Source organism: Geobacter sp. (genome assembly GCF_027327745.1).
Taxonomy (GTDB): domain Bacteria; phylum Desulfobacterota; class Desulfuromonadia; order Geobacterales; family Geobacteraceae; genus Geobacter.
Genome location: NZ_DAHVYG010000078.1, coordinates 1 through 26,374, shown reverse-complemented (window position 1 = coordinate 26,374; position 26,374 = coordinate 1). Strand labels below are relative to the sequence as shown.

Below are 26,374 nucleotides of genomic sequence, written 5' to 3'. Positions count from 1 at the left end.
CCAGCAAGGACTATAGCGGAAAAGGAGATTGCCGGGCAACCCAAAACAAATTCATTTGACAGGGAGTGCCGCGCTCTCTATCCTGAACTCCCGATTTGCCCGCAATTACTGAATCTTACCACGCCGGCGAGGTCCCCGTGAAGATCCTCTTCGTCCACCCCCACGGCAGCAACTGGATGGGGGAGGGAACCGACATCACCTCCCTTTTCAACCTGATGCCCCCCCTGGGGATCATGTCCATCGCCGCGTACCTGGAGGCCCGCGGTGTGGAGACGGAGATCGTCGACTGCTACGGCACGGCGCTCCGGGGCGAGGCGCTGGTGGCGGAGATCGTCCGGCGGCGCCCCGACGTGGTGGCCTTCTCCTGCACCACCTCGTCGTTTCTCGAAGGGTACGCCCTGGCGGAGGCCCTGAAGGAGCGGCTTCCCGACCTGCCGGTGGTCTTCGGCGGCGCCCACGCCTGCTCGGTGGGGGTGTCGCTCCTGGAGCGCTTTCCGGCCATCGACTACCTCGTCATCGGCGAGGGGGAGAAGACCATGTACGAGCTGGCCGCCGCCGGCTTCCGCGACGTGGCGGCCATTCCCGGGGTCGGCCACCGGCAGGATGGCGTCGGCACCCTCTCGGCCCCCCGGGAGCTGATCCCCGATCTGGACTCCCTCCCCTTCCCCGCCTACCGCCGCCTCCCGGACTTTCCCCGGCGCTACACCCTCCCCCTCTTCAGCTACCCCAAGGCGCCCAACACGAGCATCATCTCCAGCCGGGGGTGCCCCTACCAGTGCTCTTACTGCGACCGCTCGGTCTTCTCCCGGGGGTTCCGGTTCAATTCCCCCGAGTACATCGTCGAGCACCTGAAGATGCTCCACCGCGACTTCGGCATCCGCCACGCCTTCTTCTACGACGACCTCTTCACCACCGACCGGAGCCGGGTGGCCCGCTTCTGCGAGCTGAAGGAGCGCGAACGGCTCCCGGTGGGGTACAACTGCATCGCCCGGCTGGAGCATGTGGACGGGGAGCTGCTGCGGCTTCTGAAGCGCTCCGGCTGCTGGCAGGTGAACTTCGGCATCGAGTCGGGCGATCCCGAGGTGATCAGAAGGCACCGCAAGTACTACGGCCTCGACGAGGTGCAGGAGAAGCTGGCCCAGGTCCGCCGGGCCGGGATGCGGGTGAAGGGGCTCTTCATGATCGGGCTTCCCGGCGAGAGCGCAGCGTCGATCCGCCGCACCATCGACTACGCCCTGCGGCTGCCGCTCGACGAGATCAACGTCACCAAGTTCACCCCCTTCCCCGGGGCGCCGGTCTACCGGGACATTCGGGAGCAGGGGGAGTTCGACGAGAGCTGGCCCCTCATGAACTGCATGAATTTCGTCTTCGTGCCGCGGGGGATGACGCGGGAGGAGCTGGAGGGGCTCTACGATGAGTTCATCCGCCGCTTCTACCGGCGCAGCCGCATCCACTGGGGGTATGCGCAGATGCTCTGGAAGTCCCCGGAGAGTATCCTTCGGTTCCTGCGCCACCTGCCGGAGATCCTCCGCTTCGCGACGAGGCAGAAATGGTGACGGGAGTAAGGGAGATGGCGCGGGTGGCGGGACTGCTCCTGGTTTTCGCGCTGTTTCTCGGTGCGGACGGCGCCGGCGCCGCCGACAGCGCCGTCGTTCGGAGCTCCCCCGGCGAGTTCGCCTTCCTCGGCGGCTACGGCATCACCCACCGCGGCTTCGGCGCCACCCGGACCCAGGTGCAGACCGTGGATGCCATCCTCCGCTACGGCCATTTCCTCTCGGACGAGCACGGGGAGGGATGGTACCGGGGGCGGCACGAACTCTTCGTGGAGCTCCCCCTTCACCTCACCGTGGACCCCCGGGTGCGGACCATGACCGGCGGGTATCTCCTCGGGAGCTGGAAGTTCACGAGCCTGAAGGAGTTTGCCCCCTATCTCTTCGCCGGCGGCGGGGTCCTTTACAACGACCTGGGGCTCGCCACCCAGGGGACCCGCCTCAACTTCTCCTATCAGGGGGGTGTGGGGCTCCAGTGGTTCGTGCGCAAGGATACGGCCCTCGGCGCCGAGTACCGCTACCACCACGTCTCCAACGCCGGCACTGCCGACCCCAACGAGCCCCTCAACTCCAGCAAGATCCTCTTCGGGGTGTCGCTCTACCGCTGATCCGATTCCTGACGCGGCCTCCACGTCTGGTATACTTGATCCTGCCATGACCATGGACCGCCGCGATTTCCTCAGACTCGCCGGGATGGCGGGCCTATCGGCCACCCTTCCCGGCTGTGCGGGGAACCTCCCCCTGCCGAAGGATGTCTTTCCCGACTTCGGCGACCGGGAGCGCCCCTGGCTCGGGCTTGCCACGTCGCTTCGGGAGGAGCACGACTACGAGACCCGGATCGAGGGTCCGCTCCCGCCGGGGCTGCGGGGGACCCTCTGGCGCAACGGCCCGGCCCTCTTCGACCGGGGCGGGATGCGCAAGCGGACCCTTCTGGACGGCGATGGGATGGTGCAGGCGTTCACGTTCCATGACGGCGGGGTCCGCTACCGCAACCGCTTCGTCCGGACGGCGAAGTTCGTCGCCGAGGAGCGGGCGGGGCGCTTCCTCTACCCCACCTGGAGCACCCAGAAGCCGGGAGGGTTCTGGGTCAACTTCTGGCAGGCCGACTCCATCCCCTCCCAGGCGGGGATCACGGTCTACCTCTGGCGCGGCCGGCTCTACGCCTTCGACGAGGGGACCATCCCCTTCGAGCTCGACCCGGAGAGCCTTGCCACCATCGGCCCCTCCAACCTGGGGCTTCCCCCCGGAACCGCCGTCTACTCCGCCCACCCGAAGCTCGACCCCCACACCGGGGAGTGGCTCCACTTCGGGGTGAAGTACGGCCCGCGGCCCCGGCTCCACCTCACCACCTTCAGGGCGGACGGCGGCCTCAAGCGGCACCTGGCCTTTCCTCTCCCCCGCTACGTCTACATGCACGACTGGATCGTCTCCGGCCGCTACCTCGTCGTTCTCCTCCAGCCGGTGGAGATCGACTTCTGGGGGTTTCTCTTCGGCTTCCGGAGTCTCTTCGCCTCGCTTCGCTGGCGGCCGGAGCACGGCAACCTCCTGATGATCGTCGAGCGGGAGGGGACGGGGGAGCCCCGCTTCGTGGAGACCGAGGCGTGCTACATGTGGCACTCCTTCAATGCCTACGAGGAGGGGGGGGAGACCGTCGCCGACTTCATCGGCTACCGCAACCCCGACCACTTCGTGGGGGACGACCCGGTCATCTCCGCCGTCATGGAGGGGCGCCGGGGGCACTATGCATTCCCCGGCGAGATCATGCGCTACCGGATCGACCCCGTCCGCCCCGCGGTCCGGCGGGAGAGCCTGAACCGGGGGAGCTGCGAGTGGCCCCGGATCGACGAGCGGCTCCGCTGCCGGCGCCACCGCTTCGGCTACGCCCTGAAGTGCCTCCCCGGCGAGTTCTTCTGGTCCCTGGTGGTGCGTGTCGACTTTCTGACCGGCGACCTCGTGGAGTACTCCTTCGGCCGCGGCATCTACTGCACCGAGCCGGTCTTCGTTCCGCGTCCCGGCGGCAACCTCGACGAGGGGTGGCTCCTGGTCGAGATCTACGACAGCCGCTCCCGCACCAGCGCCCTCGCCATCCTCGATGCCGGCCGGGTCGCCGCCGGCCCCCTCGCCCTCGCCCGCCTCACCCACCACGTCCCCTTCAGTTACCACGGGTGGTGGCATCCCGCCGCCGGCTGACAGCTGCCGAAAACGAACCCATCCCCCCGTAACTTCAGCCGTTAGCCGTTTTTGGGTTCAATGATTGCAAAGATTGTGCTATTGAATGACCATTCGCCCGCCGGGCGCCTGAAGGATATGATCACATGCAATCGGAACTGTGCAACAAGATGAACTGCGCCGACGAAGGAGCGTCGGCCGTAACTGCAGTCGGCAGAGGGCCGGCGGCAGTGGAGGGAGTTTCGGCCCGGGAGGCGCTTCGCGCCCCCGTCCGCCAGGCAAAGTGGTACCTGGGGCTCCTCCTCTTCGTGGCGGTTTCGCTCCCCATTGTCCTCATTCCCCGCCGTATCGCCGTCGGACTCGGGGGGATGGCCGGCTCCCTCGCCTTCCGCCTCCTTCCCCGGGTGCGTCGGACCGCCGTCGGCAACATCCGGGAGTCGCTCCCGTACCTGGCGACCCTCCCCGAGTGGGATCCCGCCTGCGGTGGCCCTGAAACGATCGCGCGGCGGACCTTCGCCAACTTCGGCCGGACGGTGGTGGAGGTGCTGAAGCTCTACTACGGCTGCGGCGCCGGCCTCATGGAGCGGGTGGAGTTCCGGGGAATGGAGCACTACGAACGGGCCCGGAAGAAGGGGAAGGGGATCCTCTTCATCACCGGCCACTGCGGCAACTGGGAGCTCATGGCCCTCACCTTCGGCGCCCGCATCGCCGACGTGGCGGTGGTCGCCCGCCGCCAGAAGTTTCCCCGGTTCAACGGCCTTCTGGACCGCCTCCGCCACGGCTTCGGCAACCGCGTCATCTATGCCGAGGGGGCGGCCCGCAGCATCTTCTTCCGGCTCCGGAAGCAGGGGATCGTCGGCATCCTCATCGACCAGGCGGTGCAGGCGAACGAGGGGGCGGTGGTCGACTTCTTCGGCCGCGGCGCCTGGACCACCACCATGCCGGCGGCGGTGGCCGCCCGCACCGGCGCCCCGCTCCTGCCGATCTTCATCCACCGGGAGAAGGGGCGGCACGTGGTCACCATCTACCCGGAGATGGAACGTGCCCCCTCCGGTGACCCCCTGGACGACACCCGGCGCCTGAACCGCGCCATTGAGGGGCACATCGCCCGCCATCCCGACGAATGGCTCTGGGTCTACCGGCGCTGGAAGCGGACCTGACGTCACGATCATCTCCGTGGATAATGAAAAAGAGGGCTGCCGGTTCCACCGGGCAGCCCTCTTTCTTTTACCAACACCCCGGGCGAAGCGGCCGCTACCCCGCGCTCCGCTTCCCCGCCAGCGCCGTCAGGCGCCCCATGTCGTGGATCACCACCCGGCTCCCCTCCACCTCGATGAGCCCCTCCTCCTTCAGCTTGCGCAGCGACCGCGACAGGGTCTCGCTCACCGTCCCGAGGCGCGACGCCAGCTCCCCCTTCTTCATGTCCAGATCCAGGTAGGTCTTCCCCTGGAACGAGGTCGACTTGCGCTCCGCCAGCTCCACCAGGTAGGCGGCGAGCCGGGCCGGCACCTCGGCAAAGGAGAGCTCCTCGATCTGGCGGGCGAAGCGGCGCAGCAGCAGCGACAGCGAGACGATGAGGTTGAGGGAGAAGCGGGGGTTGCGCTCCAGGAGCCCCATGAACGCCTCCCGGGGGAAGAAGATCGCCTCTCCCTTCTCCAGCGCCCGGGCCTCGGCCGGGTATTTCCCGTCGCCGAAGAAGGCCGCCTCGGCGAAGGTCTCGCCGGGGTGGACGAAGTGGAGCACCTTCTCCTTGCCGTCGGGGGAGACCTTGCAGAGCTTCAGCGACCCGGCGGCCAGGAGGTAGAAGCCGGTGGCCGGCTCCCCTTCCGTGAAGAGGGTCTCCCCCCTGGCGAAGCTGCGCCGGGTGGCTATGGTGGTCACCTCCTCCAGGTTCTCGTCGTCGAGGCCGGAGAAGAGGAGCGATTTCCTGAGGATATCCCTGTTTTCCATGACGTCCCTTTCTTGCGTGATCGGATCAGAAGCTGTGGGAGCTCTTCATCAGGATGCTCACCCCCAGGTAGGTGAAGAGCGCCACGGCGAAACCGGCGATGCCGGCCCAGGCCAGGGCCTTCTCCCCCCCCGCTCCCCTGAACCGCAGGTGGAGCCAGAAGCTGTAGAAGAGCCAGAGGATGGAGGTCCAGAGCTCCTTCGGGGTCCAGAGCCAGTAGGTCCCCCAGGCGTAGTACCCCCAGATCCCCCCCGAGACCATGGAGGCGGAGAAGAAGGTGTATCCCACCAGCGCTGCCCGGTACTGGAGATCGAGGATCCGCCGCCCGCCGCCGGCAAGGAACATCCCCCCCAGGAGCGCCCCGATGGCGAAGAGGGCGTAGGCGAAGAAGGCAAGCGCCACGTGGAGCTCGAACCAGAGGGTCCGGAGTACCGGCGGCAGCGGCATGGCGAAGGAGGGGAAGGGGAGCGCCAGGAGGCCGAAGAGGGCCGCCGTGCACCCCGCCCCCCACCGGAAGAACGTCGCGTCGCGGAGCGCCGGGGCAAAGAGAAACGGCAGCGCCATCAGCCCGAGGGCGACGGAGAAGAAGGCGAGGGTGTCGTGGGGGCCCACAAGCGGCAGGCGCCCCAGGGCGATCCCCCGCAGTGCCAGGTAGGCGACCCCCGCCGCCAGCCCCGCGCCGAAGAGGGGGCGCCGGAAGGAGCCGAAGAGGTAGAAGATCGCTGAGACGACGAGGAGCCATTTCATGGCTATGGGCTATAGCATATTCGCCCGGAGAAAGGAAGCCGTGGAGCGCGTCCCGGCGGACAGAAAAAACGGTTGAAAAGCGGTTTTTTGACCTGGGTCAATCCCCTGTTAAAATCCATCCATAGAATACCGCCATCTGTTTCGCAACTCAAACTAAGGAGGAGAAAGATGAAAGGACGCATCGTACGGTTCGGCCTCATCACCGCCGTGGCGGCCTTCGGGCTCGCGGTGTCCCCGGGACTGCGCGCGGCCCCGGCGGAGGCGGCCCAGAAGTCGAAGTGCATCGGCTGTCACGAGAAGGTAACGCCGGGGATCGTTAAGCAGTTTCTCTCCGGCAAGATGGCCAGGGTCATGGACTGCTCCGGCTGCCACGGCAGCGACCACCAGTCGGCCGATGACGTGGCCAAGGTGAAGCTCCCCACCCCCGAAACCTGCGCCAAATGCCACGAGAAGCGGGTGAAGGAGTACCGCGCCGGGAAGCACGCCTTGGCCTGGACCGCCATGAAGGCGATGCCGATGATCACCCACCAGCCCTCGGCCGTCGGCGGCGGCGACCTGAAGGGGTGCTCCGCCTGCCACAAGATCGGCGAGAAGCCGACGAGTGATCTCACCCGTTACGGCACCGGCGCCTGCGATTCCTGCCATACCCGCCACAGCTTCTCGGTGAAGGAGGCGCGGGACCCGCGGGCCTGCCGCACCTGTCACATGGGATTCGACCATCCGCAGTGGGAGATGTGGCAGACCTCCAAGCACGGTACCATCTGGGAGATCGAGCCGACCACCGGCCGCGCCCCCACCTGTCAGACCTGCCACATGCCCGACGGCGGCCACAACGTGGAAACCGCCTGGGGGTTCCTGGCGCTGCGCGTTCCCGAGGACGACAAGGAGTGGTGGAACAACCGGGTGACCATCCTCCAGGCCATCGGGGTGCTGGACGACAAGGGACAGCCGACCGAGCGGTTCGAGGCGGTGAAGGCGGCCAAGGTGGCGCGTCTCACCAAGGAGGACTTTGAGAAGGACCGGAAGAAGATGATCGACGCCTGCTCCAAGTGCCACTCGAAGAGCTACGCCGAGGCGAACCTGAAGGCGGGCGATGAGGTCATCCGCGAGGTGGACAAGATCTTCGCCGACTCCATCCGGACCGTGAAGGCCCTCTACGACGACGGCATCATCAAGAAGCCGGCCGGCTGGAAGTACGCCCCGGACCTCCTCCAGTTCTACGAGGCGAAGACCGCCGCCGAGCAGGAGCTCTACCTGATCTTCCTCGAATACCGGCAGCGGGCGTTCCAGGGGGCCTTCCACGCCAACCCGGACTACATGCACTGGTACGGCTGGGCCAAGGTGAAGGAGGCCGCCGCCCGGATCAAGGAGGACGCGGAGCGGCTGCGCAGGGAAGCGAAGCACTGACGCGGGACCATGGCGGTCCACCCGAGGCGGGGCGAAAGCCCCGCCTTTTTTTGCGGTGCGGGGACGGGGGGCGGCCGGTGCGGTGGCCGTGAAAGGGGTGGCGAACCGGGAGCGCTTCTGCTATAAGAAGCGTCGGCAGGAAGAACCTGATTCAGGAGGAAGCGATGAAACGGTTTGTCCAATGGATCGCCCTGGCGGCCCTGGCCCTGGTGGCCTTCGGCTGTGCCCACAACCCCTTCAACGTCCCGCGCGACACCTACGAGCAGAAGGTGAAGGTCCTCGGGGTCGCCCCCATCTTCGTCGACGCCGGCTCCGACATCCGCCACCCGGAGAAGGATGCCCTCGTCGCCCTCGTCAAGGAGTACAACCGGAAGAACGAGAAAGCCCTGGTGGCGATGCTGAAGGATTCGGGGGCCTACTTCTCGGTCCGCTTCATCGACACCCTCTCCCCCGACGATCTTTTCAAGACGCTGCTGTTGCGCGACGAGCGGCGCGACGACGGTGGCGTAGCCTACAACAAGCAGTTCTACAAGCCGGAGGAGATCAGGACCCTGGTCAGCCAGAACGACGTCGATGCCGTCCTCCTCGTGGTGGTGAGCGGCCTCACCAAGCAGGACCGGATCTTCTCCAACAACCTCCTCAAGTACCTGGACGCCGAGTACAACGACCTGATCATGACCGCCCAGATCCTGGACGCCAGCGGCACCACCCTCTGGGAATACCCCAACTTCCGGATCGGCAGCCCCACCACCCCGATTCTCGCGGAGCTCCAGTATCCCGACTTCGACCAGGCCGCCGCCAATATGGACGACAAGGTGGAGGTGAAGTTCAAGACGATCCCCGGCATCAGCCGCTACCTCGGCAAGAGGGAAAAGGACCTCCTCTTCCGCGACCGGAAGGCGACGGCCCCCTACTACCGCCTCTTCGACGACATGGTGGGGCTCCTCAAGCCGCCGGTGAAGCTCTTTGGCGAAGAGAAGGGGGCCACTTCCCAGCCCGGCCCGGAGCCCCAGCCCCAGCCTGCCGTGCAGCCCGTGCCGCAGCCGGCGCCGGCCTCCGCTCCCGCCCCGGCACCCCAGGCCGCCCCCCCCGCGAGCCCCCAACCGGTGCCGGCGACCGTGGTCGCCCCGGAGCCGATCAAGGAGCTCCCCCTCGACGCGACGCCGGTCAAGTAGCACCGGCCCTTGCAGGCACCGTCCGCCCGCGCCCCGACCGGCGCGGGCTTTTTTGGGCCCTTGTGGGGTGGCGTCCATCATATAAAATTGTTATGACATAACCATCCGGGGAGGAATCATGAGAAACCGCGAATTCACGCCGAGGAAGGTCTACGTGGCCGCATCGTACATGGCGCCGGTGGGGCGCTACGACGGCCGGCACCGGGAAAAGCTCTCCTTCCTCGATCTGGCGGAAAGGGCGAAGGAGGTCTTCGACGGCTCGCCGGTGAAGCCCCGGGACATCGAGGCGGTGGTGGTCGGCTCCCAGAGCCCCGTCGCCTTTTCCGGCGTCGACAACACCGCCGCCAAGATCGCCGGGGTCGTGGGGGTCTCCGGCGCCAAGTCGGTCCTCATCGACACCGCCTCCTCCTCGGGCGCCTCGGCCTTCGAAAACGCCTATCTCCAGATCGCCTCCGGCCGCTGCGACCATGTGCTCGCCATCGGGATCCAGAAGATGAGCGACGCCGCAACCGCCGAGGCGACCCGCATCGTCGCCGGGGTCATCGACCGGGACGAGGCGGAGTTCGGCCTCACCATGCCCGCCTGCGGGGCGCTGGTGGCCAGGGCGCTCATGGAGCGCCACGGTCTCTCCATCGACGAGTGGACCGCCTTTTCGGCGCTCCTCACCCAGCGGGCCCACCGCTACGCCGCGCGAAATCCCGCCGCCCACCTGAATATGGAGATCCCCCTGGAGGAGTACTACCACCAGATCGTCTCCGGCAAGAACTACCGCTACTGGTGGCCGCTTCGCTACCACGACTTCTGCCCCATGTCCGACGGCGTCGCCGCCGTGATCCTCACCGCCGACCCCCAGGAGGTGCTGGTCTCCGGCCTCGGGAGCGCCACCGACATCCCCACCATTGCCGACCGCAACTACTTCCACTCCTTCCCCGCCACCGTGGCGGCGGCCGCCGAGGCCTACGGCATGGCCGGCATCAGGGAGATCCGGAGCTTTGCCGGGAAGATCCACGTCAACATGCACGACCCCTTCAACGGCTTCGGCCCCATCAACATGGCGGATCTCGGCTTCGTCCCCCGGGGGCGGGTTCTCGACGCCCTCTTGGACGACGAGATCACCGGCGAAAACGGCCTCTTCCCCACAAACCTCACCGGCGGCCTCAAGGGGCGCGGCCACCCTCTGGGGGCCACCGGCATGATCCAGGTGGTGGAGAACCACAAAATGATCGTCGAGGGGCGCTTCCTGGCTGGCCTCTCCCACTCCATCGGCGGCCCCATCAACAACAACATAGTCATCCTCCTGGAGCGGAGCGACCACTACGGGCGCCGTCCCCACGAGCCGTACAAGCCGTGGGGCCTCCCGTCCCTGGGGCGGCTCAAGCCCAAGGATGTCACCGTGGAGACGCTTCTGGCCGAGACCGGCGCCACCGAGGGGACCTTCGTCACCGCCACCACCCGCTTCCACTTCAAGACCGGCGATCCCGAGGGGATCATCGTCATCGTCTCCTGCCGCGCGGCCAACGGCAGGAACTATCGCTTTCTCTTCGGCATCGCCGGCGAGAACTACGACAGCGTCGTCACCCTCGTCCCCGGCGACCGGATCAGGCTGGAACGGAGCAATGGGGAGATCCTTCTCAACCGGATGCCGGTGAAGAAGTTCTACCGGCGCACCATCGACGGCCTCGTGGACCTGGCGGGGAGCGGGTGGAAGAAGCTGACGGGGCGGTGAGGGATGAAACTGCTTGACGAAAGACAGTCGACGGGGAAACAGCGAGTCGCCACAGAATCGGCGTTGCGCTCCCATTAATCAAGTGATACTCTTGGAAGTACCACAGGAGGTACAACCAATGACAAAAGCGCCTAAAATCATCCCTATTTCGGATCTCCGCCAGGACGCCAGCGGTGTCATCAAACGCATGGCTTCCTCGCGCGATCCCCTGTTCATAACGCAACGTGGGCGGGCAACAGCCGTGATGGTCAGCATGAAAGAGTACGAACAGACGCAGCATGAGCTGGAGATCCTGAAACTCCTCGCCCGTGGGGAAAAGGAGATCGAGGCCGGCGCCGGCTTCGATCTGGAGACAGTGCTGGCCGAGGCTGATGCAATGCTGGCGGAACATTGATGAAGATCGTTTTTACCCCTTCGGCACGGGATCAGTTTCTGCGGGCACTTGCCTATATCCGCCGCGACAAGCCGTCTGCGGCGGTTTCTTTTCGACAGAAAGCCGGAAAAGTGCTCGTGCGGCTTCGCGATTATCCGGGGTCCGGACGGATACTCCCGGAGTTTCCGGATAGCCGTTACCGCGAAGTGATTGTCACGCCCTATCGATTTTTCTACCGGGAAAAGGACGACATCGTATGGATTGTGGCCGTGTGGCACGGAGCGCAGATTCCCGAGGATCCGGCAGAAAAACCGGCCGCCGTGCTGCACAATCTCTGAAAAGTGTTCACCATTCCGCCCCATTCCGCCCTATTTGCTGAGATGGAGACACCCTATGCATCATAAACCCATCGACCCCTCCGGCCTCGTCCCCCCCGAGCGGGACGCCTGCGCCATCATCTGCTACCTCAACAAGGAGGCGCGCCCCACCCACGGCAACGTCCAGCGGACCATCGAGGCGCTGGTGAAGATGGGGCACCGGGCCGGGGAGATCAACGGCGAGGGGGACGGTTGCGGGGTGCTGACCGACATCCCCCGGATGATCTGGCGGGAGGTGCTGGCCGGCGCCGGCCATGAGCCGAACCTGGCCGAAGCGCCCGGCTTCGCGGTGGGGCATCTCCTTTTGCCCAAGGAGGCCACCGCGGCCGACCCGCAGCTGCAGGAGAAGATCCTGGACCGCTTCGCCGCGGCGGGGGTGCAGCTTCTCGTGGAGCGCCCCGGCATCGTCCGGAGCGAGGTCCTCTCCAGCCGCGCCCGGGAGGGGGAGCCCCTCTTCTGGCAGGTGGCGCTCCTCTGTCCGGGGAAGGTGGCGGCGCCCCCCCTTCTCTTCGAGCTCCAGACGGCCATCGAGCGGGATTTTCCGGTCCACGTGGCGTCGCTCTCGGCGGATGTCACGGCCTGGAAGGTCCACGGCGCCCCGGAGCTCCTCCCCCGCTACTACCCGGAGCTGAGGCGCCGCGACTTCCTCTCCGCGGTCACCATCGGCCACAGCCGCTACTCCACCAACACCCTCCCCACGGTGCTCCGGGCCCAGCCGTTCTCGCTCCTGGGGCACAACGGCGAGATCAACACCATCGCCCGGCTCCGGGAGGAGGCGCGGATGATGGGGATTCCCCTCTTCGCCGACGGAAGCGACTCCCAGGACCTGAACCGGACCCTGGAGGGGCTCATGTTCCGCTACGGCCTCACCCTCTTCGAGGCGATGGAGGTGGTATTCCCCCCCGTCTTCAGCGCCATGGACGGGATGGGGCCGGAGCTTCGGTCTATGTACACCTGGTTTCGCCGCTTCCTGAAGGCGAGCGCCCAGGGGCCGGCGGCGATCATCGCCCGCCACCGGGAGCTCTGCGTCTTCAGCGTCGACGCCATGGGACTTCGCCCCCTCTGGGTGGGTGAGACCGCCAAGGAGATCTTCGCCTCCTCGGAGCTGGGAGTGGTCCCCCACGAGGAGATCCTCGCCGACCCGAAGCCCCTGGCCCCCGGCGAGAAGGTGGGGGTGCGGATCGCGGCGGGGCGCGGGGTGGAGCTCATCGACCATCCGGCGCTTCGGCGCGAGGTCTGGCAGAGTTTCCGGCGGCGGACGAACCTCCCTGCCCAGGAAAAGGGAGTGCTGGCGGCTTCGGCGCTGCGGGACGGCATCCCGATGCTGGCGGCCCGCTTCGGCCGCAGCGCCAGGCTCCACCAGGACAACCTCATGTCCGCCTTCGCCTGGAAGTCCAGCGACCTGAACATCCTCCGGGAGATGGCGAGAAGCGGCTCGGACCCCATCGCGTCGCTCGGGTACGACGGTCCCCTGGCCGCCCTCTCCAGCCAGCGCCAGAACCTCTCCGACTACTTCAAGGAGCAGGTGGCGGTGGTGACCAACCCGGCCATCGACCGGGAGCGGGAGGCGGAGCACTTCTCCACCCGCGTCTACCTGGGACCCCGGCCGCAGCTCCGGGGGGCGGCCCGGCCGGGGGTGGCCCTGGAGGTGCCGCTCCTGACCGGCGGCCGCCGCACCGGAGCCGACCCCGCCGACGCCGCCGTGGCCCGGGAGTTCGGCACCGCCACCCTGGAGGGGCTCGTGGGTGCCTTCGGCGATGGCCGGGGGCGCTGCCGGGCGATCTCCTGCTCCATGAAGAGGGAGGAGAGCCTGGGCGACGCCCTGGTGCGCCTTACCTGCGAGGCAACCGAAGCGGTGAGGCGGGGGGCGGCGGTGCTCCTGCTGGACGACAGCGACTGCTTCGCGCCGGGGAAGAGCTTCATCGACCCGTTCCTGGTGACGGCGGTCCTCCACAAGGGGCTCAAGGAGGTGACCGACGCCTCGGGGGAGAGCCTGCGGCGGCACACGTCGCTTGTGCTCCGCTCCGGGGGGCTCCGCAGCCTCCACGATCTCATCTTCGCCCTCGGCATGGGGGCCGACGCCCTCTGCCCCTACCTCATGTGGGAAGGGGCCGGCGACGGGGCAGGGATGCGGAATCTGCTGTCGGTCCTCGCCAAGGGGCTGGAGAAGGTCATCTCCACCATGGGGACCCACGAGATCGGCGGCTACGGCAAGTACTTCGCGGCAATCGGCCTCTGCCGGCACCTGGCGGAGTTCTTCGAGACCCCCGGCTTCTGCGGCTCGGGGCAGGGGGGGCTCACCCTGGAGCGGCTGGAGGCCGAAAACCGCTCCCGCACCGCCGTGGCCAGAAGCCGCGAGAAGCAGCCGGTGCCGGTGCAGTTTCGCCTCTACCCGAAGATCTGGAAGCTGGTGGGGGCCGTGGCCAAGATGGAGGAGAGCTACGCCGACCTCTCCCGCCTCATCCAGCAGTACGAGGCGGAGAATCCACTCGCCATCCGGCACCTGCTGGATCTGCGCTACACCCCGGAGCTGACCGTGGATCCGGACGAGGTGGACACAAGCGTCGGGGAGCACAACCTCCCGATCCTCATCTCGGCCATGAGCTTCGGCTCCCAGGGGGAGACGCCGTTTCGGATCTACGCCGAGGCAGCCAAAAGGCTCAACATCGTCTGCATGAACGGCGAGGGGGGTGAGATCGCCGACATGCTGGGGCGCTACCGGAAGAACCGGGGACAGCAGATCGCCTCGGGGCGCTTCGGGGTGAACATGGCGTTTCTGAACTCCGCGGATTTTCTGGAGATCAAGGTGGGGCAGGGGGCGAAGCCGGGGGAGGGGGGGCACCTCCCCGGCTTCAAGGTGACGGCCAAGATCGCCGCGGCGCGCCACGCCACCCCCGGCGTTTCCCTCATCTCTCCCTCCAACAACCACGACATCTACTCCATCGAGGACCTGGCCCAGATCGTGGAGGAACTGCGCACTGCCAACCCCCAGGCCCGGATCTCGGTGAAGGTGCCGGCGGTGGCGGGGATCGGCACCATTGCCCTGGGAGTGGCCAAGGCGGGGGCCGACATCATCACCATCAGCGGCTACGACGGCGGCACCGGCGCGGCCCGCAAGCACGCCATCAAGTTCGTGGGGCTCCCGGCGGAGATCGGGGTGAGCGAGGCCCACAAGGCGCTGGTGGCGGCCGGGATGCGGCAGCGGGTGGAGATCTGGGCCGACGGCGGCGCCCGCACGGGGCGCGACGTGGTGAAGCTGATGCTTCTCGGGGCGAACCGGGTCGGCTTCGGCACCATGGCGATGGTGGTGATCGGCTGCACCGCCTGCCGGGGGTGCCACCTCGGGACCTGCCACGTGGGGATCGCCACCCAGATCGAGACCGTGGAGGAGGCCGAAGGGCGGGGGCTCAAGCGGTTCGTTCCGCGGGTGCTGGAGAACGGGGTCATCTACATGAGCACCTTCTTCCGGGGGATGAGCCGGGAGATCCGGATCCTCACCGCCAAGCTCGGCGCGCGAAGGACCCAGGACCTGGTGGGGCGAAGCGACCTCCTGGTCCAGGCCCGGGGGCTCGACCGCCTGGATCTCACGGAGCTCCTCCGGCCGGCCCGGAGCGCGGAGGCCTCCCCCTTCGAGGCCGAGGTGCGGATCATCCGCAAGCCCCTCAACTACCTCACCTCCCTCGTCTCGGGACTCGTGACCGACGCCTTCGCCAAGGGGGAGGAGCGGGTCCGCTACGACGACGACAGCGCCACCAGCTCCGACCGGGCCATCGGCACCCATCTCGCCGGCGCCTTCGTCCGCGGGGTGGCCGGGGGGCGCTTCCGCCCCGAACAGCGGGCGCTCCTGCAGTTCCGGCGCGACTCCATCCCCGGCAACGGCCTGGCCGCCTTCTCCATCGACCGGATCAACATCCGGGTGGAGGGGGGTGCCCAGGACGGGGTCGGCAAGAGCGCCAGCGGCGGCAGGATCGTCATCCTCAAGGGGGAGAACCGGGAGGGACGCCGGGTGGGGGGGACCGTCGGCAAGGGGCTCGCCTACGGCGCCCAGGGGGGGACGTTCCTCGTCCAGGGGGATGCCGACAGCCGGGCCTGCATCCGCCTCTCCGGGGCCGAGGTGGTCTTCGGCTCCCGGATAAGGGAGCCCCTGGACGACTCCCGGGGGGACCTCGCCTCCCGGGCCAACCTGAAAGGGTTCGCCTTCGAGTACATGACCGCCGGGCGCGTGGTGGTCCTGGGGGACCCTGGCCCCTGGATCTGCTCCGGCATGACCGGCGGGGTGGTTTACTGTCACCTGGACGCCGCCATGGGGCTTGACCGCGATGCCCTGCGCCGCCGCCTGGCCGGGGGAGCGGGGGTGGAGATCCGCGACATCGGGGAGGAGGATGTGGCGGCCATCGAGGAGCTGCTCCTGAAGTACCACCGGGAACTGCTCCACTCCCACCAGGAGGAGGAAGCCGACGCCGTGGAGGGGATCATCGCCGCCGCCCGGAGCGGCTTCGTGAAGATCGTGCCGGAGAAGGGGGCGGTGGCCCCGGTCAATACGGAGTGAAGTTAACCAGCGAAAGGAGGAATGAACCATGGCCCGTAACGTGTACGTCGACAAGGATGTCTGCATCAGCTGCGGTCTCTGCGTGGAGTCGGTCCCCGAGGTGTTTCGCTTCGACGACGACAATCGCGCCGAGGCGTATGACCCGGCGGGAGCCCCCGAGGAGAAGATCCAGGAGGCGATCGACGCCTGCCCGGTCAACTGCATCCACTGGGGGTAATCGCCATTACACGGGAAGAACAATGATCATCCTGATACTGAACTGCCGGGGCTTTTCCATTCATTTCCAGCTCTTCGACTGGTCCAGCCGAACCGTCCTCGCCCGGGGGGACGTGGACCGGGTCGAGCTGGGAGATCCGGGCGGGTGACATCCGCCGGAAATGCAGTAGAATATCTTGATGTCGCGTAGCCCCGGGTGGCGAAGGCCGAGGCCCATCCGGCCCAGGTGCTGGAGTTCCTGAAAAAACAGTAACGGCGGGGGGATGCCGCCGTCAAAACCGTTGACTTGCGTATTCATTGCGCTAGAGTGTGAGCCTTGGCATGTCACTCTACCGCCGGAGAGTAGAATGCAGCCTGCCGCCGCCACCCATTCCCTCTTTCCGACCTTGCCGCCCGAGTTTCTCCCTCTGGCGCTCTATGCCGTGGCGGCCACCCTCCTGATCGCCCTCCTCCTCCTGGCCGCCTGGTGGCTCGGCGCCAAGAGCACCAGCCGCAACAAGGAACTCCCCTACGAATCGGGGGCCATCCCCACCGGCAGCGCCCGTCTCGCCTACCCGGTCCCCTTCTACCTCATCGCCATCTTCTTCATCGTCTTCGACGTTGAGGCGGTCTTCATCTTCGCCTGGGCCACGGCCTGGCGGGAACTGGGGCTCGGGGGGCTCATCCATATCACCTTCTTCATCGTGATTCTCCTTCTCGGCCTGGCCTGGCTCTGGATGAAGGGGGGCCTCGACTGGGGTCCTTCACGGGAACGGAGGGTCCGTGGCAGAGAGTGAAATCCCGCAGAACAACATCGTCCTGGCCCGCCTGGACGACCTCATCAACTGGGGGCGGGCCAACTCCCTCTGGCCGATGTTCTTCGGGCTCTCCTGCTGTTTCGTGGAGATGATGACCTCCTTCACCTCCCGCTACGACATCTCCCGCTTCGGGGCCGAGGTGCTCCGCGGCACCCCGCGGGAGGCGGACCTGATGGTGATCGCCGGCACCGTCTTCAAGAAGATGGCCCCCTCCATCCTGCGCCTCTACGAGCAGATGGCGGAGCCCAAATGGGTCATCTCCATGGGGAGCTGCGCCAACTCCGGCGGCATGTACGACGTCTACAGCGTGGTCCAGGGGGTGAATCAGATCATCCCGGTGGATGTCCACGTCCCCGGCTGCCCGCCGCGCCCCGAGGCGTTCCTCCAGGGGCTCTTGCTCCTGCAGGAGAAGATCAAGCGGGAGGAGCGCCCCGCCCGGAAGGTCCTCCACCTGGCCGGCGGGACCGAGGGGACCACCCGGCCGGTGCTCGTGGACGGGGTGACGAAATCCCGCGACACCCGGGGGCCGGGGATGGAAGGGGCCGCCATCCGGGGAACGTCAGTCCGGCACCCCGCGTTCCGGATGCCCCGCTCCGACGAGATGTGGCGCCCCCCCGCCCCGAAGCACGACTACCCCGACTTCGGCCTTGCCGGCGAGCTGGAGGCGCTCTTCGGCCAGCGCGTCACGGTGGACCCCGCCGCCACCGACATGCTCACCTACCGTTGCCCGCCGGAGCTGGTTCCCGACGTGCTGCGCCACCTCAAAACGCGCACCTCCGCCCCCTTCCGGCGCCTGGAGGACGTGGCGTGCGTGGACGAGTCGTGCCGCCGGGAGCGGGAGCGGTTCCGGGACTTCACCGTCAACTACCACCTCCTGAACTTCGACCTCCCCGGCCACCTCCGGATCAAGACCGAGCTTGCGGGGGAGGCGCCGGAACTCCCCACCGCGACCACCGTCTTCCCCGCCGCCGACTGGTACGAGCGGGAGGCCTTCGACATGTACGGCATCCGCTTCGAAGGCCACCCGCGCCTGCGCCGCATCCTCATGCCCCCCGACTGGGAGGGGCACCCCCTGCGGAAGGAGCACCCCTTCCGGGCCACGGAGATGCCTCCCTACACCACCGACGACGCCCGGCGCCACCAGGCCCTGCCGGCCAGCGACTTCTTCGACCGCATCGACGAGGAGACCCTCATCCTGAACCTGGGCCCCCAGCACCCCGGGACCCACGGGATCATCCGCTTCGTCCTCAAGCTCGACGGCGAGGAGATCGTCGACATGGACACCGACATCGGCTACCACCACCGGGGGGCCGAGAAGATCGGCGAGCGCCAGCACTGGAACCAGTTCATCCCCTACACCGACCGGATCGATTATCTCGCCGGGGTCCAGAACAACCTGGCCTACGTCAACTCCGTGGAGCGGCTCTGCGGCATCACGGTCCCGGACCGGGCCGTCGTCATCCGGGTCATGCTGGCGGAGCTCTTCCGGATCGCCAGCCATCTCGTCTGGCTCGGGACCTTCGCCGCCGACGTGGGGGCCATGACCCCGGTCTTCTACACCTTCACCGACCGGGAGAAGATCTTCGACATCGTCGAGATGGTCACCGGCGGCCGGATGCACCCCTCCTGGTTCCGGATCGGCGGCGTGGCCGAGGACTTGCCCTTCGGGTGGGAGGGGCCGGTGCGGGACTTCCTCCAGTGGTTCCCCCCGCGCCTCAAGGAGTACGAGGATCTCCTGAACGACAACCCGATTTTCAAGGCGCGCCTCAAGGGGGTGGGGACCATCTCCCTCGATGAGGCGATCGAGTGGGGGATAAGCGGCCCGAACCTGCGGGCCTGCGGTTTTGCCTGGGATCTGCGTAAGAAGATCCCCTACGCCGGCTACGACCGCTTCGACTTCGACATCGCCCTGGCTGAGGGGGGGGACTGCTACGCCCGCTACCTGGTCCGGATCGAGGAGATGAAGCAGTCGCTGCGCATCGTCCGGCAGTGCCTGGAAGGGATGCCCGAAGGGCGCTGGATTACCGACGACTACCGCTACGTCCTCCCCCAGAAGCGGGATACGCTGAACGACATCGAGTCCCTCATCCACCACTTCATAAACTCGACCCGCGGCATGGCACCCCCCAAGGGGGAGAACTACAGCGCCATCGAGGCCCCCAAGGGGGAGAACGGCTACTTCGTGGTAAGCGACGGCCTCAACGTCCCGTACCGGGTCCGGATCAAGACCCCCAGCTTTCCCCACATCCAGGCCCTCCCCCTCATATGCCGGGGGTGGCTCGTGGCAGATTTTCTCGCCATCATCGGGTCGATCGACTTCGTGCTGGCGGATCTGGACCGGTGACGCGGATGATTCCCGACGCTCTCAAAGAAGAACTTCGCACCCGCATTGCCCGCGCCGTCACCAGCCGCGAGGCGGCGGTGGATGTGATGAAGGAGCTGCAGCGCCACTACGGCTGGCTCGCCGACGAGGCGGTGGCCGAGGCGGCGGAGCTCCTGGGGCTGACGCCGCTGCAGGTGGAGGAGCTGGCCACGTTCTACGAGATGATCTACCGCCGACCCGTGGGAAGGCACGTCATCCACGTCTGCGACTCCATCTCCTGCTGGGCCGTGGGGGGGGAGAGCCTCATGGCGCACCTGGCGGCGCGGCTCGGCATCGAGCCGGGGGGAACCACGGCGGACGGCGCCTTCACGCTCCTTCCTTGCTGCTGCCTCGGCAACTGCGGCGAGGCGCCGACCCTGATGATCGGCGACACCCTCCACGGCCGGGTGTCGCCGGAGCGGGCGGAGGAGGTCCTGAATGAGGCGCGGGGAACCGCGGCAACGGTACCGGGAGGCCCCGGTGCACTACGAAAGGAGGAGAAAGCATGAACAAGGGAGTTATCGTCTCCATCGCCCTGCTGGCCACGGCGGCGTTCGCCACGGCCGGCCTCGCCGACACCAGGAAGGGAATGAAGATCGACGGCGCCAGGGAATTCAAGGAGCATTGCGCCGTCTGTCACCCCGACGGCGGCAACATCGTCAACCCGGCCAAGACCCTGAAGAGATCGACCCTGGCGGCCAACGGCGTCAGGACCTGGAAGGATATCGTCGCCAAGATGCGCAACCCCGGCCCGGGGATGACCAAGTTCGAGAAGAAGGACGTAAGCGACAAGGAGGCGAGGGCGATCGCGGAGTACGTCCTGAAGAGCTTCAAGTAGCGGCGCGGAATGGGGCGGCCGGCGACGGCCGCCGTTCTTCCTGCCGCGGGCGGGGGGTGGCATGGTCAGGATCAAGCGGATCTACGATCCGCCGGCGCCGGAGGACGGGACACGGATCCTCGTGGACCGCCTCTGGCCCCGGGGGATCGCCAGGGACGAGGCGCGGATCGACGAGTGGCTGAAGGAGATCGCCCCGAGCGACGAGCTGCGGAAGTGGTTCGGTCACGACCCGGAAAGGTGGGAGGAGTTCCGGGAGCGCTACCGGCGGGAGCTGGAGGCGAAGGGAGAGCTCCTGGATCATTTGCGGGCGCTGGCGGGGAAGGGAGCGGTGACGCTTCTCTTCGCCGCCAGGGACGGGGAGCATAACAACGCGGTGGTTTTGAAGGAAATGCTCGGGTAGGGGGCAGCCCGACAGTAAATGCGACGTTTACTCCCATAACTCCCCCCGGCCCCCTCTTAGCTTAAGAGGGGGTGATAACCACGATTGACTCCTCCCCTTAAGCTAAGGGGAGGCTGGGTGGGGTTATGGTAAAGGATCTCCCGGGCATTCGCTGCACACGTGCACGGTGATCCAGAAAGAATGTCTTTAATGGAACAGCTCCTCTTCCGACATAATCGCCCCGGCCGCTGCGTGACCTTCGCCGAGTACCGGGCGGAAGGGGGCTTCGCGGCCCTGGAAAAGACGCTCTCCGGCATGTCCCCTGCGGAGGTCCAGCAGGTGGTGATCGACTCGGGCCTTCGGGGGCGCGGCGGCGCCGGCTTCCCCACGGGGAAGAAGTGGTCCTTCGTCCCACGGGACATCCCCGGCCCCCGCTATCTCATCTGCAACTGCGACGAGATGGAGCCGGGGACCTACAAGGACCGGGTGCTCCTGGAGGCGAACCCTTACTCGCTGGTGGAGGGAATAACCCTGGCCGCCTACGCCATCGGCGTGGCCCACGCCTTCATCTTCATCCGGCGGGGGTACGAGGAGGGGGCGGAGAACTGCCGCCGGGCCATCGCCGAGGCGAAAGCTGCGGGGCTACTCGGCGAGAACATCCTCGGAAGCGGCTTCTCCCTGGAGATCGACGTCCACCAGTCGGCAGGGCGTTACATCTGCGGCGAGGAGACGGCGCTGATGAACGCCCTGGAGGGGCGGCGGGCCAACCCGCGCTCGAAGCCCCCGTTCCCGGCGGTGAAGGGGCTCTGGGGACGCCCCACGGTGGTGAACAACGTCGAGACCCTGGCCAACATCCCGTCCATCGTGGCCAACGGCGCCGCCTGGTTCAAAGGGCTGGCACGGATCCCAGAGGCAGCCGGCACCAAGCTCTTCTGCGTGAGCGGCCATGTGCGGCATACCGCCTGCTTCGAGTTGCCGCTGGGGATGACCCTCGGCGAGATCATCGACGGCCCCTGCGGCGGGATGCTCCCGGGCCGGGAGTTCAAGTCGTGCATCCCCGGCGGGGCGTCGACCCCCTTCTTCACGAAAGAGCACTGGCACGTCCCGATGGATTTCGACACCGTGGCCAGGGCGGGGTCGCGGCTCGGCACCGGCGGCATCATCGTATTCGACCAGGGCACCTGCATGGTGGCGGCGACCTTGAACCTGATCGCCTTCTACGCCCGGGAGTCGTGCGGCTGGTGCACCCCCTGCCGGGAGGGGCTCCCCTTCGTGCAGGACATCCTCGCCCGGATCGAGGCGGGAGCGGGGCGGGAGGAGCACATAGGCGTCCTCCGGGAGCACGTGCAGTACCTGAGTTACGCCTTCTGCCCCCTGGCCCCCGGCGCCATGGGTCCGGTGGAGGGGTTGCTCAGGCTCTTCGAGGACGAGATCCGGGAGCATATCAGCTTGGGGCGTTGCCCGTTCGGGGGAAGGAAATGAGGGCTGGAGACGATGATTTCGGCGGGCTCGTCAACCGGGCCACGACCCTCTGGAAGGAGAACTTCGGCAGTCTCCTCGTCCTGTCGCTGGTCTTCATCCTCGTGGCGTGGATTCCGATCGCCAACGCCGGTTTCATCGCCGGCTACACCCGGGCGGTCCTGAAGGTGGCCCGGGGCGGCAAGGCCCGGGTAGGAGATATCTTCGACGCCTGGGACTGCTTCGGCGACCTCTTCGTCTATCTCCTCCTGGTGGTCGTCGCCCAGTTCGTCCTGTTCCACGTGCCGTTCCTGGGCCAGGTGGCGGGGTTTGTTCTCTCGGTGGTGGTCGCCCCCGGGGTGTATGCAGTAATCGACCGGAAGATGAAGTTCATGGAAGCCTTCCGCTGGAGTTTCCAGGCGATCCAGGCCGATTTCGTCAACTGGCTCCTGGCGGTGCTGATCGGCAGCATCTTCATCGCCGCCGGGGCGGTGCTCCTCGGCGTCGGCATCATCCTGACCCTCGGCTGGGGAAGCCTCGTCATGGCGCTCCAGTACGACAAGGAGGAGCAGCCCAGGGTGATTATCCTGTAAGCTCCCTCCCCCCAGCCCCCTCCCCTCGAAGGAGGGGGAGTTATTACACGTAGGCGGCACAAATAGGTTCTATGCCCAAACTGATCATCGACCACATACCGGTTGAAGTCCCCGCCGGCACCAGCGTCCTGGAGGCGGCCAAGTCCGTCGGGATCTGGATCCCCCACTTCTGCTATCACCCGGCCCTGGGGAGCGTGGGGGCGTGCCGGCTCTGCGCCGTGAAGATGGTGGACGGCCCGGTGAAGGGGATCCAGATGTCGTGCATGCTCCCGGCCCAGGACGGGATGGTGGTCTCCACCACCGATCCCGAGGCGCTGAAGATGCGAAGCCTCGTCATCGAGTGGCTCATGACCAACCACCCCCACGACTGCCCGGTCTGCGACGAGGGGGGGGAGTGCCTCCTGCAGGACTACACGGTGGCCGGCGGCCACGGCATCCGGCGCTACGAGGGGAAAAAGCGGACCCACGAAAACCAGGACCTGGGTCCCTACATCGAGCACGAGATGAACCGCTGCATCCAGTGCTACCGCTGCGTTCGCTTCTACCAGGATTTTGCCGGCGGGAGCGACTTCGGCGTCATGGGGAGCGCCCGGCGGGTCTACTACGGCCGCTTCCAGGAGGGAAAGCTGGAATCCCCCTTCTCGGGGAACCTGGTCGACATCTGCCCCACCGGCGTCTTCACCGACAAGACCGCCCGCTTCCGGGCCCGCTACTGGGACTACGAGATGGCCCCCTCGGTCTGCCCCCACTGTTCCCTCGGCTGCAACACGGTGCCGGCGGCTCGCTACCGGGAACTCCTGAAGACCATCGCCCGGGAAAACCCCGCCGTGAACGGCCCGTTCATCTGCGACCGGGGTAGGTTCTCCAATGCGGCGGTGAACGACCCGGCGCGCCCCCGCATGCCGCTGGTTGACGGAAAGGAAGCTTCGTGGGACGAGGCCCTCGACGCCCTCATGCTGCGGATCACCGAACTGGAAGAGGTGTACGGACCCGGGAGCCTGGCGGTGGTCGGTTCGCCGCGCCTCCCGCTGGAGGGGAACATCCTTCTGGCGCGGCTGGCGGAACTCCTCGGGGCGGGCTATCTCTGCTACTTCGCCGACAGGGAGGAGGGGGAGCGGGTCGCCGCCGCCGTCTCCCTCCTGGCTGAAGGCCGCGCCGCCTCCATGGCGGATGTGCGAAAGGCCGACTGTGTCGTCATTCTCGAAGCGGACCTCCGGGACGAGGGGCCGATGATGCTTCTGGCGGTCCGGCAGGCCTGGCGAAGCGGCGCGCCGGTCTTCCTGGTGGGGAAACACGCGCCGCTGGAGCAGGCCCGGGCCGTCTCCGTCGAAGCCATCGAGCTCAACATCATTGAAGAAGTGCCGCTGGCGATCTTCGAGCGGGCCGTCGTCATTTGCGGGACCAGGAACAGCACCCCCGCCGCCATCGCGTTGCTTGCCCGGGCCGAGGCCAAAATCGCGCCCCTCCTTCCAGGTCCCAACGCCTTCGGGGCGGGGCTCCTGGCGAGGGAGCACGGAGCGGTTACCCTTGCCGAGGCCGCGGCCTCCGGGAAAGTGAAAGGGATCCTCGCCGTGGAGGCCGACATCCCGGAAGAACTCCTCGCACGGGTTCCCTTTGTCGTCGCCCTCGACTGGCTCCCGACGGAGACGGTCCGGCGGGCCCAGGTTGTCCTCCCCACCGCTGCCTGGGTGGAGGCGGACGGCACCTACGTCAGCTTTGAAGGGCGCGCCCAGCGTTTCCGCAAGGTCATGGCTCCGGGCCTCCCGATCCGGGGACTGCCGGCCCGCTACCACGCCTCGCCCGACAAGTCGGCGCCGTTCCATCCGCCGCGGGTCCACCGCAGCGTTCCTCCGGGGGGGGATCTTCGGCCGGCGTGGCGGGTTGTGGCCGAGTTGGTGGAGCGGTTCGGGGGGGAGCGGGTGGAGGAGTTGTTCGAGGGGCGATGGGAGCAATTGCGGGACCTTGACCCCGAAGGGGGAGGAGTGAGGCTGCTGGGATGATGGGGAACGATAAATGTTCCATTTGGGTAGATCACCGGTTCACGCGCGTACGCGCGTGAACCGGTGAATAATGAGTTGGCAAGAGGATCAATGAATGAATATTATTGGCGTTTGCGGTGATAATTGTTCTCTTTGTCCTAGGTACCTTGCTTCTCAAAACGGAGATGTCAAGGAATTGGAGGAAGTAAAAGAATTGTGGGTTCGTCTTGGCTTACGTGATCCAGCGTTTCCACCTCAAGACATGGCCTGTTATGGGTGTAAACCGGAAAACAATTGTGCTTATTCGGAAGTCCGTGCATGTGCTTGTGGGAAAGGGATTAAGAACTGCGGTTTGTGCCAAGTGTATCCATGCGAACTGCTACACGCGGTTTTTGAAAAATCTGAAAAACTACGCTCTCATGCCGTTCGTTTCTGCACACCTAAAGAAATGGATGCGTTACATAAAGCATTCTTCTGTAAGCGGCAGAACTTGGATCGGGTTCATTTTGATAGAGATAAAGCCAATAAATAACAAAAAACTGCCAACACGCCCCTAGAGCCGTCTCGCTTGAAACGCCTGCGCACAGGTTTTTCCGGCACTTCCGGGTTTAGCGGAGTCACTGTCACCCCCTGCTCTGGCAGGGTCGAATCTTTGGGGTCCATCCCGGTGATTGCAGTCGCCCTACGGGCTCCTGCAATCACCGGGATGCTCTTAACTTTACCGATGGTCATATCCTTTCTTACCCCCCCGCCCTCTACAGTAATTTAATGGGAGGTAAGTGTCTCACTGATCTTGGCACAGAGGGGAGTGCTTTAAGTGTGAGGTGAGCACGATGCTACAGGCGTTTATAGGCACATTGCGGAGGACATAACCAGGCCCTTGGACGCCGACTGGGGCTGAGAAACGCCCCGGTGCGGGTCAAGGGCGCAAGCCGCGGTTGGTTTTCAAGGACTCTATCGACTACTCCAAGGTCAAAGTTCATAAAGAAGAGTACCTCCCCTTTGGCATTCAGAATGATGACACTGCAATGACACCAAACGGAGAGATGTATTTTAACAAGAATCGGCACAAGAATGATTTTTCAGTCGAAGATTATAACAACAAGATTTGGTTTATCCATGAAATGGTCCATGTGTGGCAGTACCAACTTGGATATTGGGTTAAATGGCATGGGCTTGGATTGGCGATTAGCGGAGGCTACGCCGGAGGCAGTGCTTATAAATATGATTCTCCGGAGAACAACGGCAAGACATTGCCAGATTTCAACATGGAGCAACAAGGAGATATTATTGCGCATTATTATGCTGCTAAGCATCTAAACCACAAGGAATATTTGTCAGAGCAACCCTTTCTGGAACGCGCATTGAAGGAATTTATAAGGAGCCCAAAGAATGTTAATCTTCTACCAAAATAGTCTGATCTGTCTTTTTCTCATATTACTACCCGTAACAGGTTACGCTATGTCCAGCATACGGGATGCTGATGCAGTCATCACCATGCGCAACGGCAACCCCTGTTTTTCCTATCCCCAAGACAAGGAAATACGAAAGAGACCATATTCCTTTGGTTACCTTAGTGTTTCAAAAAACGGCCCATCCGGCGGAGGCGGATGGGAGATACAGATAGCAAGCCCTGACAAAAGGGGGCTTTTAGACCCAAATTCTCCGGAAACCTGCATCGAATATGGCATCCTTAACCCTGGGACAGAAGTGATCAAGCCTGCCAAACCA

General features: G+C 65.9%; 25 protein-coding genes. 23 read left to right on the top strand and 2 right to left on the bottom strand.

Annotation, left to right across the window (positions count from 1 at the left end; genetic code table 11):
* Positions 1-137: 137 nt before the first annotated feature.
* The 4 genes from M6689_RS14150 to M6689_RS14135 all read left to right on the top strand — a co-directional run bounded on the left by M6689_RS14150 (position 138) and on the right by M6689_RS14135 (position 4,879).
* Positions 138-1,556, top strand: a complete 1,419-nt coding sequence (locus tag M6689_RS14150; protein WP_298273028.1) for a radical SAM protein — start codon at positions 138-140, stop codon at positions 1,554-1,556.
* Positions 1,550-2,158: an acyloxyacyl hydrolase gene (locus M6689_RS14145; protein ID WP_298273026.1), complete on the top strand. Its 609-nt coding sequence runs from the start codon at positions 1,550-1,552 to the stop codon at positions 2,156-2,158. The genes M6689_RS14150 and M6689_RS14145 overlap by 7 nt, the downstream gene beginning before the upstream one ends.
* A 46-nt stretch (positions 2,159-2,204) precedes the next feature.
* On the top strand, positions 2,205-3,740 hold the full coding sequence (locus M6689_RS14140; protein ID WP_298273023.1) for a carotenoid oxygenase family protein: 1,536 nt from the start codon (positions 2,205-2,207) through the stop codon (positions 3,738-3,740).
* A 125-nt stretch (positions 3,741-3,865) separates the two neighbouring features.
* A complete protein-coding gene (locus tag M6689_RS14135) occupies positions 3,866-4,879 on the top strand; it encodes a lysophospholipid acyltransferase family protein (protein ID WP_298273020.1) in 1,014 nt (337 codons plus the stop codon).
* 94 nt (positions 4,880-4,973) lie between these two features.
* Here the strand turns inward: M6689_RS14135 and M6689_RS14130 are convergent, their stop codons facing one another.
* Positions 4,974-5,669: a Crp/Fnr family transcriptional regulator gene (locus tag M6689_RS14130; protein WP_298273016.1), complete on the bottom strand. Its 696-nt coding sequence runs from the start codon at positions 5,667-5,669 to the stop codon at positions 4,974-4,976.
* A 25-nt stretch (positions 5,670-5,694) separates the two neighbouring features.
* Positions 5,695-6,414, bottom strand: coding sequence for a cytochrome c biogenesis protein CcsA (ccsA, locus tag M6689_RS14125; RefSeq protein WP_298273013.1), 720 nt, complete (start codon positions 6,412-6,414; stop codon positions 5,695-5,697).
* 168 nt (positions 6,415-6,582) lie between these two features.
* Here ccsA and M6689_RS14120 point away from each other — a divergent pair, with 168 nt between their 5' ends.
* From M6689_RS14120 to M6689_RS14030, 19 genes are all read left to right on the top strand, one after another.
* Complete coding sequence (locus M6689_RS14120; RefSeq protein ID WP_298273010.1) at positions 6,583-7,821, top strand: multiheme c-type cytochrome; 1,239 nt, start codon at positions 6,583-6,585, stop codon at positions 7,819-7,821.
* Positions 7,822-7,985: 164 nt separating this feature from the next.
* Positions 7,986-8,996, top strand: coding sequence for a hypothetical protein (locus M6689_RS14115; RefSeq protein ID WP_298273007.1), 1,011 nt, complete (start codon positions 7,986-7,988; stop codon positions 8,994-8,996).
* 118 nt (positions 8,997-9,114) lie between these two features.
* Entirely contained in the window at positions 9,115-10,722 is a 1,608-nt protein-coding gene (locus tag M6689_RS14110; RefSeq protein ID WP_298273004.1) for a thiolase family protein, read from the top strand.
* Between the two features lie 118 nt (positions 10,723-10,840).
* A complete protein-coding gene (locus M6689_RS14105; protein WP_298273001.1) occupies positions 10,841-11,116 on the top strand; it encodes a type II toxin-antitoxin system Phd/YefM family antitoxin in 276 nt (91 codons plus the stop codon).
* Positions 11,116-11,433, top strand: a complete 318-nt coding sequence (locus M6689_RS14100) for a type II toxin-antitoxin system RelE/ParE family toxin (RefSeq protein ID WP_298272998.1) — start codon at positions 11,116-11,118, stop codon at positions 11,431-11,433. Before M6689_RS14105 ends, M6689_RS14100 begins: the two co-directional genes overlap by 1 nt.
* 55 nt (positions 11,434-11,488) lie before the next feature.
* Positions 11,489-16,021, top strand: a complete 4,533-nt coding sequence (locus tag M6689_RS14095; protein ID WP_298272995.1) for a glutamate synthase-related protein — start codon at positions 11,489-11,491, stop codon at positions 16,019-16,021.
* A 28-nt stretch (positions 16,022-16,049) separates the two neighbouring features.
* Positions 16,050-16,238 (top strand): ferredoxin, encoded by a 189-nt coding sequence (locus tag M6689_RS14090; RefSeq protein ID WP_298272992.1) that lies wholly within the window; start codon positions 16,050-16,052, stop codon positions 16,236-16,238.
* 22 nt (positions 16,239-16,260) lie between these two features.
* The gene (locus tag M6689_RS14085; protein WP_298272989.1) at positions 16,261-16,386 is read left to right on the top strand and encodes a hypothetical protein; all 126 of its coding nucleotides are present in this window, start codon (positions 16,261-16,263) and stop codon (positions 16,384-16,386) included.
* A gap of 198 nt (positions 16,387-16,584) precedes the next feature.
* On the top strand, positions 16,585-17,013 hold the full coding sequence (locus tag M6689_RS14080; RefSeq protein ID WP_298272986.1) for an NADH-quinone oxidoreductase subunit A: 429 nt from the start codon (positions 16,585-16,587) through the stop codon (positions 17,011-17,013).
* Positions 17,000-19,378, top strand: coding sequence for an NADH-quinone oxidoreductase subunit B/C/D (locus tag M6689_RS14075; RefSeq protein WP_298272983.1), 2,379 nt, complete (start codon positions 17,000-17,002; stop codon positions 19,376-19,378). Before M6689_RS14080 ends, M6689_RS14075 begins: the two co-directional genes overlap by 14 nt.
* A 5-nt stretch (positions 19,379-19,383) precedes the next feature.
* Positions 19,384-19,905: an NADH-quinone oxidoreductase subunit NuoE gene (gene nuoE / locus M6689_RS14070; RefSeq protein ID WP_298272980.1), complete on the top strand. Its 522-nt coding sequence runs from the start codon at positions 19,384-19,386 to the stop codon at positions 19,903-19,905.
* The gene (locus tag M6689_RS14065) at positions 19,902-20,234 is read left to right on the top strand and encodes a c-type cytochrome (protein WP_298272978.1); all 333 of its coding nucleotides are present in this window, start codon (positions 19,902-19,904) and stop codon (positions 20,232-20,234) included. Before nuoE ends, M6689_RS14065 begins: the two co-directional genes overlap by 4 nt.
* A gap of 61 nt (positions 20,235-20,295) precedes the next feature.
* Positions 20,296-20,634: a DUF488 domain-containing protein gene (locus M6689_RS14060; protein WP_298272976.1), complete on the top strand. Its 339-nt coding sequence runs from the start codon at positions 20,296-20,298 to the stop codon at positions 20,632-20,634.
* Positions 20,635-20,823: 189 nt separating this feature from the next.
* Positions 20,824-22,095, top strand: a complete 1,272-nt coding sequence (gene nuoF / locus M6689_RS14055) for an NADH-quinone oxidoreductase subunit NuoF (protein ID WP_298272974.1) — start codon at positions 20,824-20,826, stop codon at positions 22,093-22,095.
* Positions 22,092-22,664 (top strand): zinc ribbon domain-containing protein, encoded by a 573-nt coding sequence (locus tag M6689_RS14050; protein ID WP_298272971.1) that lies wholly within the window; start codon positions 22,092-22,094, stop codon positions 22,662-22,664. The genes nuoF and M6689_RS14050 overlap by 4 nt, the downstream gene beginning before the upstream one ends.
* A 71-nt stretch (positions 22,665-22,735) precedes the next feature.
* Positions 22,736-24,664 (top strand): NADH-quinone oxidoreductase subunit NuoG, encoded by a 1,929-nt coding sequence (nuoG, locus tag M6689_RS14045; RefSeq protein WP_298272968.1) that lies wholly within the window; start codon positions 22,736-22,738, stop codon positions 24,662-24,664.
* A 94-nt stretch (positions 24,665-24,758) separates the two neighbouring features.
* Complete coding sequence (locus tag M6689_RS14040; RefSeq protein ID WP_298272967.1) at positions 24,759-25,175, top strand: DUF3795 domain-containing protein; 417 nt, start codon at positions 24,759-24,761, stop codon at positions 25,173-25,175.
* A 406-nt stretch (positions 25,176-25,581) separates the two neighbouring features.
* Positions 25,582-26,058, top strand: a complete 477-nt coding sequence (locus M6689_RS14035) for a hypothetical protein (protein WP_298272964.1) — start codon at positions 25,582-25,584, stop codon at positions 26,056-26,058.
* The coding region (locus M6689_RS14030) for a hypothetical protein (protein WP_298272962.1) at positions 26,036-26,374 on the top strand (339 nt) is incomplete at its 3' end. The genes M6689_RS14035 and M6689_RS14030, both read left to right, overlap by 23 nt.

What these genes read in the sequence shown, in the direction of transcription:
- M6689_RS14145 (WP_298273026.1), top strand. Translation starts at nt 1,550, where the DNA reads ATGGTGACGGGAGTAAGGGAGATGGCGCGGGTGGCGGGACTGCTCCTG.
- M6689_RS14140 (WP_298273023.1), top strand. Translation starts at nt 2,205, where the DNA reads ATGACCATGGACCGCCGCGATTTCCTCAGACTCGCCGGGATGGCGGGC.
- M6689_RS14135 (WP_298273020.1), top strand. Translation starts at nt 3,866, where the DNA reads ATGCAATCGGAACTGTGCAACAAGATGAACTGCGCCGACGAAGGAGCG.
- M6689_RS14130 (WP_298273016.1), bottom strand. Translation starts at nt 5,669, where the DNA reads ATGGAAAACAGGGATATCCTCAGGAAATCGCTCCTCTTCTCCGGCCTC.
- ccsA (WP_298273013.1), bottom strand. Translation starts at nt 6,414, where the DNA reads ATGAAATGGCTCCTCGTCGTCTCAGCGATCTTCTACCTCTTCGGCTCC.
- M6689_RS14120 (WP_298273010.1), top strand. Translation starts at nt 6,583, where the DNA reads ATGAAAGGACGCATCGTACGGTTCGGCCTCATCACCGCCGTGGCGGCC.
- M6689_RS14115 (WP_298273007.1), top strand. Translation starts at nt 7,986, where the DNA reads ATGAAACGGTTTGTCCAATGGATCGCCCTGGCGGCCCTGGCCCTGGTG.
- M6689_RS14110 (WP_298273004.1), top strand. Translation starts at nt 9,115, where the DNA reads ATGAGAAACCGCGAATTCACGCCGAGGAAGGTCTACGTGGCCGCATCG.
- M6689_RS14105 (WP_298273001.1), top strand. Translation starts at nt 10,841, where the DNA reads ATGACAAAAGCGCCTAAAATCATCCCTATTTCGGATCTCCGCCAGGAC.
- M6689_RS14100 (WP_298272998.1), top strand. Translation starts at nt 11,116, where the DNA reads ATGAAGATCGTTTTTACCCCTTCGGCACGGGATCAGTTTCTGCGGGCA.
- M6689_RS14095 (WP_298272995.1), top strand. Translation starts at nt 11,489, where the DNA reads ATGCATCATAAACCCATCGACCCCTCCGGCCTCGTCCCCCCCGAGCGG.
- M6689_RS14090 (WP_298272992.1), top strand. Translation starts at nt 16,050, where the DNA reads ATGGCCCGTAACGTGTACGTCGACAAGGATGTCTGCATCAGCTGCGGT.
- M6689_RS14085 (WP_298272989.1), top strand. Translation starts at nt 16,261, where the DNA reads ATGATCATCCTGATACTGAACTGCCGGGGCTTTTCCATTCATTTCCAG.
- M6689_RS14080 (WP_298272986.1), top strand. Translation starts at nt 16,585, where the DNA reads ATGCAGCCTGCCGCCGCCACCCATTCCCTCTTTCCGACCTTGCCGCCC.
- nuoE (WP_298272980.1), top strand. Translation starts at nt 19,384, where the DNA reads ATGATTCCCGACGCTCTCAAAGAAGAACTTCGCACCCGCATTGCCCGC.
- M6689_RS14065 (WP_298272978.1), top strand. Translation starts at nt 19,902, where the DNA reads ATGAACAAGGGAGTTATCGTCTCCATCGCCCTGCTGGCCACGGCGGCG.
- M6689_RS14060 (WP_298272976.1), top strand. Translation starts at nt 20,296, where the DNA reads ATGGTCAGGATCAAGCGGATCTACGATCCGCCGGCGCCGGAGGACGGG.
- nuoF (WP_298272974.1), top strand. Translation starts at nt 20,824, where the DNA reads ATGGAACAGCTCCTCTTCCGACATAATCGCCCCGGCCGCTGCGTGACC.
- M6689_RS14050 (WP_298272971.1), top strand. Translation starts at nt 22,092, where the DNA reads ATGAGGGCTGGAGACGATGATTTCGGCGGGCTCGTCAACCGGGCCACG.
- nuoG (WP_298272968.1), top strand. Translation starts at nt 22,736, where the DNA reads ATGCCCAAACTGATCATCGACCACATACCGGTTGAAGTCCCCGCCGGC.
- M6689_RS14040 (WP_298272967.1), top strand. Translation starts at nt 24,759, where the DNA reads ATGAATATTATTGGCGTTTGCGGTGATAATTGTTCTCTTTGTCCTAGG.